The sequence below is a fragment of the Micromonospora sp. LOL_024 genome, from assembly GCF_048060415.1.
GTDB lineage: Bacteria > Actinomycetota > Actinomycetes > Mycobacteriales > Micromonosporaceae > Micromonospora.
The window spans coordinates 22653-34234 of the sequence record NZ_JBHMIS010000041.1 but is presented as its reverse complement, the minus strand read 5'-3'; the positions used below and the strand labels follow the sequence as shown (position 1 = coordinate 34234).

Annotated in this window: 8 protein-coding genes; all 8 read left to right on the top strand. The window is 70.9% G+C overall.

What is annotated here, in order from left to right; translation table 11 throughout:
- The first annotated feature begins 327 nt into the window (after positions 1-327).
- The 8 genes from ACFHWY_RS25310 to ACFHWY_RS25275 are packed head-to-tail and all read left to right on the top strand — an operon-like array spanning position 328 to position 11557.
- A complete protein-coding gene (locus tag ACFHWY_RS25310; RefSeq protein WP_416582760.1) occupies positions 328-1647 on the top strand; it encodes a lysine N(6)-hydroxylase/L-ornithine N(5)-oxygenase family protein in 1320 nt (439 codons plus the stop codon).
- Positions 1644-2690 (top strand): NAD(P)/FAD-dependent oxidoreductase, encoded by a 1047-nt coding sequence (locus ACFHWY_RS25305; protein ID WP_416582759.1) that lies wholly within the window; start codon positions 1644-1646, stop codon positions 2688-2690. The genes ACFHWY_RS25310 and ACFHWY_RS25305 overlap by 4 nt, the downstream gene beginning before the upstream one ends.
- A complete protein-coding gene (locus ACFHWY_RS25300) occupies positions 2687-4918 on the top strand; it encodes a class I tRNA ligase family protein (RefSeq protein ID WP_416582758.1) in 2232 nt (743 codons plus the stop codon). Before ACFHWY_RS25305 ends, ACFHWY_RS25300 begins: the two co-directional genes overlap by 4 nt.
- Positions 4915-8181 (top strand): non-ribosomal peptide synthetase, encoded by a 3267-nt coding sequence (locus tag ACFHWY_RS25295; RefSeq protein WP_416582757.1) that lies wholly within the window; start codon positions 4915-4917, stop codon positions 8179-8181. Before ACFHWY_RS25300 ends, ACFHWY_RS25295 begins: the two co-directional genes overlap by 4 nt.
- Complete coding sequence (locus ACFHWY_RS25290) at positions 8178-9689, top strand: AMP-binding protein (RefSeq protein ID WP_416582756.1); 1512 nt, start codon at positions 8178-8180, stop codon at positions 9687-9689. The genes ACFHWY_RS25295 and ACFHWY_RS25290 overlap by 4 nt, the downstream gene beginning before the upstream one ends.
- The gene (locus tag ACFHWY_RS25285) at positions 9679-9945 is read left to right on the top strand and encodes an acyl carrier protein (RefSeq protein ID WP_416582755.1); all 267 of its coding nucleotides are present in this window, start codon (positions 9679-9681) and stop codon (positions 9943-9945) included. The genes ACFHWY_RS25290 and ACFHWY_RS25285 overlap by 11 nt, the downstream gene beginning before the upstream one ends.
- Positions 9942-10544: a GNAT family N-acetyltransferase gene (locus tag ACFHWY_RS25280; protein ID WP_416582754.1), complete on the top strand. Its 603-nt coding sequence runs from the start codon at positions 9942-9944 to the stop codon at positions 10542-10544. Before ACFHWY_RS25285 ends, ACFHWY_RS25280 begins: the two co-directional genes overlap by 4 nt.
- Positions 10541-11557, top strand: a complete 1017-nt coding sequence (locus ACFHWY_RS25275) for a C45 family autoproteolytic acyltransferase/hydolase (protein WP_416582753.1) — start codon at positions 10541-10543, stop codon at positions 11555-11557. The genes ACFHWY_RS25280 and ACFHWY_RS25275 overlap by 4 nt, the downstream gene beginning before the upstream one ends.
- Positions 11558-11582 lie beyond the last annotated feature (25 nt).

Here is an 11582-nt window from a genome sequence, read left to right as displayed (position 1 = left end):
CGACATGAACAGGCCATTCACCATCCTCGGCCTTGCCGGATGATGTTGAAACGGCCGTGCAGAGCGGCGCGACGAGGCGATTTAAGCGATAAGAAACCGCGCATTAAGCAGCGTTTGAGAATCATTGACACTATCCGATGGAGTGCCCTAACGTTTCTATCGGACATCACACACCGCAAGCACGTCGTGATCGTGGGTGCACTATTCGGTCCATTCGTACCGAGCGTCCACACGTGACACATCCCGCGCCGAACGCCGGCCTCCTCGACACCGGCGACGGAACGCGTCCTGGGATGCCGAAGATGCCTCACTCAATGTGTTGGGAAGGTGATTCTGGACGTGGGAGAGAAGGCGCAAGACTCGGACGTCAGACATTTCCGCTGTATCGGCATCGGAGCCGGGCCCGCAAACCTGAGCCTGGCCAGCCTGCTACACGGCCACACCGAACTGACGAACTGCTTCGTCGAACGGCGACACACCTTCGCCTGGCACGACGGGCAGCAGATGCCGGGGGCATCCCTCCAGGTGTCGATGCTGAAGGACCTCGTCACGCTGTCCGACCCGACAAACCCGTTCTCCTTCTTGTCGTACCTGCATGCCCACGGCCGGCTGTACCACTTCATCAACGCGCAGTTCGACGCCGTGCCACGGCAGGAGTTCCGCAATTACATGGAGTGGGCGACCCGACGCAACCAGAACATCGTCTTCGGTGAGGAAGTGCTGGCGGTCGACTTCGACGACACCTTCATCGTCCGCACCACCAACGGGACGTTGCGCGCCGACAACATCGCCGTCGGGGTCGGCACCGAGACCTGGGTGCCGCAGCATGCTCGCGACGCCCTCGGCGCCCATCAGTTCCACGTCAGCGACTTCCTTCACAAGGCCGCCTCGCTCGGTGGCCAGCGGGTCGCCGTCGTCGGCGGCGGGCAGTCCGGCGCCGAGGCGTTCCTCGACCTGATCTCCCGCAGCGGGACCGAACTGCCCCGCCGCGTCTCGTGGATCTCACGGCGGCCGAACTTCCTGCCAATCGACGATTCACCCTTCACCAACGACTACTACATGCCGTCCTTCTCGGACTACTTCTACCGGCTGGAACGGACCACCCGCGAGTCCTTCACCCGCCGGCACATCCTGACCAGCGACGGCATCTCCGAGCAGACACTGCGCGACATCTACCAGCGCGCCTACATGCACCGCTTCGTGCACGGCGCGGTCGACCTGTTCGCCTTCCACCCCAACCGCGAGGTCCTGCAGGTCACCGGAGACGAGACAACGGGCTGGAAACTCACCCTCGCCCACAACGACCTGACCGGGATCAGCGAGGATCTCGACGTCGATGTAATCATCTGGGCCACCGGGTTCCGCCCGGCCCGGATGGACTTCCTCGCGCCACTCGCACACCGGCTGGACCGTGAGGGCGACGAGTACCGCGTCGACGAGAGCTTCGCGGTCATGTGGGACGGGCCCACCGACCGCAACATCTTCGTGCAGAACGGCGCCCGACTGCAGCGTGGCCTGGCCGATCCCAACCTGAGCCTGGTCGCTTGGCGGGCCCAGCGCATTGTCGACCGCCTCCGCGGCGTCAGCAACGAGAACCACACCCCGTCGTTCATCGAGTGGTCGGCGAAGCAGGTGGTGGCCCCGTGACCGGTCGGGACCCGACGCGGGTCGCGGTGGTCGGCGCCGGCATCGTCGGCTGCCTGATCGCCCGGGAGATCACCCGGCGTGCACCGGACACGGACGTGGTCGTGCTGGACCGGGACGGCGTGGGCACCGGTGCCAGCCGCCGCTCGGCCGGGCTGCACTTCCCGCGCGGCTCCACCGAACGGGTACGTCGGATGTCGGCCCACAGCGAGGAGTTCTACGCGGGGCTCCGCGCCAGCGACCCCGGCATGCCGATCCACCCGCTGGCCATGACGGTCGTCGCGGGCGCCGGACGGACCGCCGAGCTGCGGCAGGTGTACCTGCCCGGCGCGCGGCTGACTCCGGCCACCGGCACGGGTGATCCCAACACGCGGGTGCCGGACGACAGCCTGGCGTGGACTGTCCAGGGCGCCCAGTACGCCGACGTCGGCGCTCTGGCCGCCCGGCTGTCCCCCGCCAACCGGCGGGAGGGCGTCGTGGTCACCGCGGTCGACCCGCACGCCGACGGCGTACAACTGCGGCTGTCCACGGGCGACGAGGTCGACGCCGACCGGGTGGTGCTCGCACCGGGCCCATGGGTCACCGACCCTGCCTGGTCGGAACTGCTGGCCCCCCTCCGCCTGCGGGTCAAGCGGGTCGTCGCCCTGCACCTGGACAGGCCGGCCAGCCCCGACGACACCTGCCTGGTCCTGCACGACGAGGACGCCTTCCTGCTACCGATGGCCCACCGCGGCCACTGGCTGTTCAGCTACACCTGCCAGGAGTGGGACGCAGACCCGGGGGTCGCGGCGTCGGGCGTGCAGCAGCGCCACCTCGCCGAGGCCCGCACGTTGCTGGACCGGTACGCGCCCACGCTGGCCGCGCACTGCCGCTCCGGGCGGGTGTTCTGTGACGCCTACACCCCCGACCGCCAGCCCCTGGTCCGCGCACTCGACCCGGCCGACCGGGTCGTGTTCGCCGGCGGCGCCAACGGGTCGGGGTACCGACTCGGCCCCGCCATCGCCGGTGAGGCCGTGGACCTGCTCGACCTGAAGGGCACGCCATGATTCTCAACCACTACGACGCGGACGCGCTGTCCGCCGCTTTCGGCATCGACATGAGCGCCATCGGCGGCCTCGGGGTCGGCGCCGGCTGGGGCCGGGTCGTGCCCGGTGGCAGCTCCAACGCGCACCAGCATGACGAGACCGAAACCTTCGTCATCGTGCGCGGCAGCGGTGACCTCGTCGTCGACGGGTTCCGGCACCCGGTGAGCCCGGGGGTCGTCGCGCAGTTCGAGCCGTTCGAGACCCACGTTCTGGAGAATACCGGCACCGAGGACCTGCTGTTCGTCACGCTGTACTGGCGCGACGAGGAGCGGGCCGGCCGACAGTCGGCACTGGTCGAACGAGGCCGGCTGCGGGACCGTCCGGTGTTCGTCTTCTCCACCCCGCCCACCCCGAACGGCGACCTGCACCTGGGCCACCTGTCCGGGCCGTACCTGGGTGCCGACGTGTTCGTCCGGTTCCAGCGGCTCAACGGCACCGAGGCGTGGCACCTCACGGGCAGCGACGACTACCAGAGCTACGTGGTCGAGTGCGCACGCCGCGAAGGCCGCGACCCCGCCGAAGCCGCCGCTCATCACAGCGCCGAGATCGCCCGCACCCTGGAGCTTCTCGACGTGCCGGTGGACCAGTACACGGTCACCGACGCCGACCCGACGTACCGGGCGGGACTGCAGGCGTTCTTCTCCCGCATCGCGGGCTCGGGCAAGGTCGCCGTACGGGAGGCGCCCGCGCTGCGCGACGGCGACACCGACCGATATCTGTACGAGGTGGACGTCTCTGGCGGCTGCCCCACCTGCGGCTCCGGCAGCGGCGGCAACATCTGCGAGGAATGCGGCGAGCCCAACTTCTGCCACGACCTCGTCGACCCGGTCACCCGACACTCCGACACCCCACCCGCGGTCGGCACCGAACGCCGGTGGATGCTGCCGCTGCACGAGTTCGCCGATGACATCACCGCCCACCACCACCTCGGCCGGGTGCCCGCACGGCTGCGTGGGCTCGCGGAACGCCTCTTCGCCCGCGGGACCGTGGACGTGCCGATCAGCCACCCCTCCGACTGGGGGGTCCCGCCGGCCGAGCCGGACACCCAGGGCCAGGTGATCTGGGTGTGGCCGGAGATGTCGTACGGTTTCCTGCACGGCATCGCCGATCTGGGCAGCCGGCTGGGCACCGGGTGGCGAGCCGACGAGCCCGACCCGCAGTGGAAGATCGTCCACTTCTTCGGCTACGACAACAGCTTCTACCACGCCATCCTCTACCCCGCCCTGTACCGGCTGGCGTTCCCCGGCTGGACCCCGGACATCGACTACCACGTCAACGAGTTCCTGCTGCTCGACGGGGCGAAGTTCAGCACCAGCCGCCGGCACGCGATCTGGGGCAAGGAGATCCTCACCCCCGACACCGTCGACTCGGTGCGGTACTACCTGTCGCTGATCCGCTCCGAGGGGCGCCGGACCAACTTCGAGCGCTCCGCGTACGAGGCCACCGTGCGGGACACCCTCGTCGACGGTTGGCAACGCTGGCTCAACGACCTCGGCCAGCGCCTCGACAAGGCCCACGGCTCGATCGCACCCGACGCGGGCAACTGGACACCGGAGCACACGGCCTTCCTCGCCCGGCTGAACGCCCGCTTCACCGCCGTCTCCGGGGCCCTCGGCCCGGACGGGTTCTCACTCAACCAGGCCGCTGCGGAGTTGGACGGGATCGTCGCCGACGTCCGGCGGTTCACCGCGCAGGAGCAGCAGGTGGCGCACTCGGCGACCTGGCGGGCGGAGGCGCGTACCGCGATCGCCCTGGAGTTGGCAGCGGCCCGGCTGCTCGCGACCTGCGCAACGCCCTTCATGCCCCGCTTTGCCGCGAGGCTGACCGCCGCCCTCGGCATCGAACCGGTCACCCGGTGGCCGCAGACCGTGACGCTGGTCCCCGCGGAGTCCCGGATCACCCTCGCCGAACAGGTGTTCTTCCCGGTCCCCAGGCCGGTGACCCACCAGTCCTGGCTCGCCGGGGCCGTGGCGGGCCTGCTCCAGACCGAGGGCGAGGTGACCACCGCGTCGCTGTCCGACCTGGGGGCCACCTCACTGCACGCCGTCACCCTGCAATACCAGATTCTCGAGCACACCGGCGTCGAGATGCCCATCGACGAGTTGCTCGGCGCCTCGACTGTCGCGCAGCTCGCCGCACGCCTGGCCGGGCGGACCGAGGCGGGGGCGGGGCAGGTGGTGACCGAATGAGCGTGACGGACCTCCTGCGCGACATCGTCTCGCGGGGCCTGAGCATCACCGCGGACAGCGGCGACCTGCGACTGCAGGGGCCGACCGAACTGATGGACGCCGACCTGGTGGGCCGCATCCGAGCTGTCAAACCCGCCCTGGTGGCGCACCTCACCGCCGCAGCCGGGTACCCGCTCACCCCGCTGCAACGCGGCTACCTACTAGGCCGGGGCGAGATGGTGGAGCTGGGCGGCACCGCCAGCCACGTCTACCACGAGATCGAGGGCCACTGGGACGTCGCGCGGCTGGAGGAGGCGCTGCGGGCCGTGGTGGTGCGCCACTCGGCGCTGCGGACCGCGTTCACACCCGACGGCCGGCAGGTTGTCCACGACGACGTGTCCGTGCGAATCCGGGTCCGCGACCTGCGGCCCCTGCCGGCCCGGGCCCGGCAGGAGACGCGGGCCGCGTACCGGGAGCGGGCTGCGCATCGGATCCTGCCGTTGGACCGGCCGCCGCTGGTGCACGCGGAGATCAGTGTGCTCGCCGACGACCGGATGGTGCTGCACGTCAGCCACGACGGCCTGGTGATGGACGGGATCAGCATGTTCCTGTTCTTCCGGGCCTGGTGGCATGCGTACCACGGCGGGACCGCCGACGAGGCGGAGCTGCCGTTCGCCGACTACGTCGCGGAGCTGGAGCGCTCACGCGACTCCGCGCCGGCCCAGCGCTCCCGACGGTGGTGGCACCAGCGTCTCGACGACCTCGCGCCCGTCCCCGAGGTGCCCATGGCGACGCCGGACGGCATCCGCCCGCGATTCACCCAGCGGCAGGTGCGACTGGATCCGGCCCGGTGGGCCCGACTCAAGGCCCTAGCCACCCGGCACGACGTCACCGCCAACGCGGTGCTGCTGACCGCGTACGGACAGACCCTGGCTTACTGGGGCGCGGGCGAGCGTTTCACGGTCAACACGACCACGGCGAACCGACCGCCGATACACCCGCGCGTCTTCGAAGCCATCGGCAACTTCTCCGACACCATGCTGGTCGAGGTCGCAGTGGATCCCGCCGCCACCTTCGCGCAGCGCTGCGCGACGGTACAGCGGCGGCTGCGTGACGGGCTGGAGAACCGGCACGTCTCCGGGGTGGAGGTGCTCCAGGAGTTGGGCCGCACGGGGGCGGTGGCCCGCGCCCCGTACACGTTCAACTGCGCCATCGGCTACGTGCTGCGCGATGTGGACGGCTCTGCGCTGGAGCTGTTCGGTCCGGAGGTGTACTCGGTCAGCCAGACCCCCCAGGTGTGTCTCAACGTGTTCGCCATGGAACAGCACGGCGGGCTCGTCGTGCAGCTGGACGGGGTCGACGCGCTCTACCCAGCCGGGCTGCTGGACGGCCTGGTCGAGGGCTACCAGCGGCTGCTGGACCTGGTGTGCGACGAGTCGTCCTGGTCGGAGGCGACCCACGACCTGCTGCCGGCCGAACAGCGGCGGCGCCGCGAGGAGGCCAACGACACGGTGGCCGCACAGCCCGGGCGTCCGCTCTGGCAGGCCGTCCTGGAGCAGGCCCGGGCCAGGCCGGAGGCCCCCGCCGTCATCACCGCCTCCGGCGTCCTCAGCTACGGCGAGCTGCTGCGCCGGGCCCAGGGTGCCGCCGCCTGGCTGCGCGCCCGCGGCGTCGGTCGGGGTGACCTGGTCGGCCTGGTCATGCGACGTGGGCCCGAGCAGGTCGTCGGGATCCTCGCCACGATCCTCACCGGCGGCGCCTACCTGCCGGTCGATGCTGGCCTGCCCGCCGAGCGGCGGGCGTTCCTGCTGCGCGACGGGGGCGCGCGGTGTGTGCTGACCAACGCCCCCGGCGCCGAGCCGGAGGCGCTGCTGCTAGACGGGGGCGCGCCCGGCGGGGCGGCCTTCGAGCCGCCAGCCGACGCGGACGTCGACGACCTGGCGTACGTGCTGTACACCTCCGGGACCACCGGGCAACCCAAGGGGGTGATGGTCAGCCACCGCAGCGTCGCCAACGTGGTGGCCGACTGCACCGCCCGGTTCGGGGTGGACCATACCGACCGGTTCTTCGGCATCAGCGCCTTCAACTTCGACCTGTCCGTCTACGACGTGTTCGGGGCACTGTCGGTCGGCGCCGCGATCGTCCTACCGGACGCGGACCGGGCCGTCGATCCCGAGCACTGGCTCGACCTGTGCGCCGCCCACGGCGTGACCGTGTGGAACTCGGTGCCGGCGATCGTGGCGATGCTGAGGGAACAGGCCGCCGGTGATCCCGCCCGGCTGCGTGCCCTGCGGCTGGTGATGATGAGCGGCGACCGCATCCCGCCGCGGCTGCCCGCCGCGTTGTTGAGCGTCAACCCCGACCTGGAGGTCGTGTCACTGGGCGGCCCGACCGAGACGACGATCTGGAACATCCTGCATCCGGTCGGGGTGGCAGACGACGGACGCGCACCGATCCCGTACGGGCGGCCGAGCCGCAACAACACCGCGTACGTGCGGAGCGCCGAGGGCTGGGACCGACCGGACTGGGTGCCCGGGGAGATCTGGGCCGGTGGCACCGGCCTGGCCCGCGGCTACCACGGCGACCCGGAGCGCACCGCTGACCGCTTCAGCGACGGGCTCTACCGCACCGGGGATCTCGGCCGCTACCTGCCCGACGGGTCCATCGACATCCTGGGCCGCAGCGACTTCCAGATCAAGGTCAACGGCTACCGCATCGAGGCCGGCGAGGTGGAGACCCGGCTGGTCGGCGTAAGCGCCGTGAAGCAGGCGGTCGTGGTCCGCCAGGCCGGGGCGCGGGGGGACCGTCTGGTCGCCCACGTCGTCGCCGCGGGTGCCGACCGGCCTGACCTGGCCGAGCTACGCGACCTGCTCGCGGTGCACCTGCCGGACTACATGATCCCGAGCGCGCTGGTATGGCACGACACGCTGCCGCTGACCCGTAACGGCAAGGTAGACCGGGCCCAGTTGGGCACCGTGGAGCCGGCCGTCGGCACGCCGGCCGACCCGCCGGCCGGGCCGGCAGCCCCGTCGGCTCCGACGGGCGACACCGCCGGGGAGGACGAGGTCGAGGCGGAGCTGGCCCGGATCTGGTCCAGGGTGTTGGGTGTGCCGGCGATCGCGCCGGAGACGAGCCTGTACGACCTCGGCGGGGACTCCCTGGCTGCCGCCCGGATCCTCACCGAGGTCCGCAAGCTGTTCCGGGTGACCATTCCGCTGGAACAGATCTACCAGGTGCGCACCGTGCGGACGATGGCCGGGCGACTGCGGAAGGAGATCCGGTGACCGACTCGATCGTGAACGGGATCGTCACGGGGCCACCCGCGCCGGGGCACGTCCTGCGGCTGGCCGAGCTCGCCGGCGAACGCACCGTCGACCTGACCGACCTGCATGCGGCCGTCGGCCGGCTGGCCGCCGCGCTGGCCGCCGAGGGCGTACGCCCTGGCGACCGGGTCGGTGTGCTGGCCGCCAACGGTCTGGAGTGGGTGCTGCTGGACCTCGCGGCGCTGCGACTAAAGGCGGTCACGGCCGGGTTCGAGCCCGGCAAGTTCGACGCCGGGCCCGACTTGCTCGCCCGGTACAACCTGAGGGTGCTGTTCACCGACCGCCCCACGGGCACCCACCCGGATGTCAGGTCGACTGCCGAGGTGACGGCGCTCGCCGACCGTGACGGCGCAGTGCAACCGCCGTTCTGGGAGCGCGGCGAGCACACCACCATCAAGTTCACGTCGGGCAGCACCGGGGAGCCGAAGGGCCTCGCGGCCTCCGTGGGCAGCATCGACTCCTCGTTGCGAGCGGTGCAGGAGATGTTCGCCCACTCCTCCGGCGACGACATCTTCGTCTTCCTCCCGCTGTCGCTGTTGCAGCAGCGCTACTGGGTCTACTCCGCGCTCGCCTACGGCCACGACGTCACGGTGAGCACCTACGAGGCGGCGTTCGCCGCCATGCGGCGGGTCCGCCCGACCGTGGTCATGGGTGTGCCGGGCTTCTTCGAGACGGCCCGCCGGCACGTGGAAGGGCAGGCCGCGCGGCAGGGTGTCACGCCGGCCGAGGCGGCGCGCCGGTTGTTCGGCGACCGGATTCGCTACCTGTGGACCGGCTCGGCGCCGGCGAGCCCGGCGGTGCTGGACTTCTTCGACAGCTGCGAACTGCCCATCTTCGAGGGGTACGGGCTCAACGAGACCTGCATCGTGAGCAAGAACCATCCCGGGGCCAGCCGGCGCGGCAGCGTGGGCAGGGTGCTGCCGGGCAAGCAGGTGCTGATCGACGCCGACAGCGTCGTCAGCGTCCGCAGCGACGACCCGGTGGACGTGCGGTACACCTACGCCGCGCCGGGCGAGTCCGATCGGGTCTTCGGCCCCGACGGCACGGTCCGCACCGGCGATCTGGGGCACTTCGACGACGACGGCTTCCTCTACATCCGGGGCCGCGCCGACGACGTGATCGTGCTGGGCAACGGCCGCAAGGTCATCGTCCGGCCGATCGAGGAGCAGCTGCGGACGAGTCCGGCGATCGACCAGGCCGTCGTGTTCTGCCCCGCCCAGACCCACCTGGTCGCGGTGGTGTCACCGGCCGGCGGGCCGGTCGACCCGGCGGTGATCGGCGAGCATCTGGTCCAGACGAACGCGGCGCTCGCCCGCGACGAGCGGATCTGGCGGGTGGTGGTGGCGCGGGACGGGTTCAGTATCGACAACGGCCTGCTGACCTCGCAGTACAAGCCCCGCAGGCCCGCGATCTTCGAGAAATACGAGACGGCGATTCTGGCAAAGGGAGATGGTGTGGATGTCCGCTGACCTGGAGGCAATCGTCCGGGACCGGGTGGCGCAGGTCGTCGACGACGTCGAGCCGCAGGACCTCGACCTGACCACAGACCTGGCACACGAGTACGGTCTCACTTCGCTGAACAAGGTGCTGCTGCTGACATCGGTCTGCGACGACGCGGAGGTGGCCCTGTCCCACTTCACCGAACACGACGTCGCCGCCATGCGCAGCGCGGCGGACGTGGTCGCGGCGCTGGCGGCGCACAGCAGGCAGGGGGCGAAGGCGTGACCTGGTTCGACAAGGCCGCCGCGGCAACACTGGAGAACGGCCGGGTGCTGCTGCGGCCGGTGCGGGAGGATGACCGGGACGCCGTACGGGCTGTCGCGATGGATCCGGAGATCTGGCGGTACTTCGTGTCCCGGGTGGACACCGACGACGACTTCGACCGGTTCTTCGAGGCCATGCTCGCCGATCTCGCCGCGGGGCGGCGGGTGCCGTTCGTGGTCGTCGACAGGTCCTGCGACCAGATCGCTGGCAGCATGAGCTACGGCAACCTGAACGAGTCGGACGGCCGGCTGGAGATCGGCTGGTCGTGGCTGGGACGCGAGTTCCGGGGTCGCGGCATCAACCGGCCCACCAAGCACCTGCTGCTCGGCTTCGCGTTCGACACCCTCGGCGCGCAACGCGTGGAGTTCAAGACGGACGTGCTCAACCTGCAGGCCCGGGCCGGGCTGCGCGGGATCGGCGCGACCGAGGAGGGGGTGCTGCGCAGCTTCAACCCGATGCCTGACGGGCGTCGGCGCGACGCCGTCTTCTACAGCGTGCTGCGGGCGGAGTGGCCAGAGGTGGACCGACGGCTGGCGGCCGAGCCGGCCACAGCGTCGTGACGGTTCCCTACGTCCCGGTCGGCGGCGGTCCGTACGAGCGGGGACTGCGACACGGGTGGGCCCGCCGGGAGGCGTTGCGGGCGTTCCTCGCCGACGGGCTGTGCCGGCTGGACCGGATCCTGCCGGCGCCTGTGGACCGCGACGGCCTGCCCGAGTTGCTGGCCGGGTACGAATCGGCAATCAGGGCGGCCACGCCGGACCTCGCCGAGGAGATTCGCGGGCTGGCCGCCGGGGCGGGCCTCACCCTGGACGAGGCGGTACTGCTGCAGGTGCGCCGCGAGATCCTCGGCTACCAGCGGGTGCCCACCATGGGCGACTGCACCACCTACGCCTGCCCCGGGCCGGATCCGCTGCTGGCGCAGACCGTCGACCTCAACGGCGACCTAGACGACCAGATCGCGGTGCTCGACACAGGGTCGGCCCTGGTGCTCAGCTTCGGCGGGACGCTCGGCTACCTCGGCGTCAACCGCGCGGGCCTCGCCGTCGGGCTCAACCTTGTCCTGGGTGGGCAGTGGCGGCCGGGCCTGCCGCCCTACCTGGCGATCCGGCACCTGCTCGACCGGGCGGGCAGCGTCACCGAAGCCGTCGGACTCCTGCGTGACACCCCCCTGGCCAGCTCCCGGTCGATCATGTTGTGCGACCGCGACCAGGCTGGCTACGCGGAGGTGCTCGGAGACGAGGTGCGGTTCCAACCCGCCGCCGAGCCGGTGCACACCAACCACTTCCTCGACCCGGAGTTCGCCGAGCACGACGAGGTCAACGTGTTCGCCCGCAACTCGTCGCAGCGTCGCCTCGACGCCTGCCGCACCAGACTGGCCGCCCTGCCGGCCGGTGCGGGCGCGGAAGAGCACTTCGCCCTGCTGGCCGAGCCGCCGATCACCGTTCCCGACAGCGGTGACGTGCGGCGCGAACGGACCGTCGCCGCTGTCGTCGCCTACGGCGGCCGGGGTGAGTTACACGTACGACCCGGGGACCCGTCGCGGTCAGTGACCGATACCTTCACACTGCGATGACCCACCGGCCGCATCAGGAGGACAC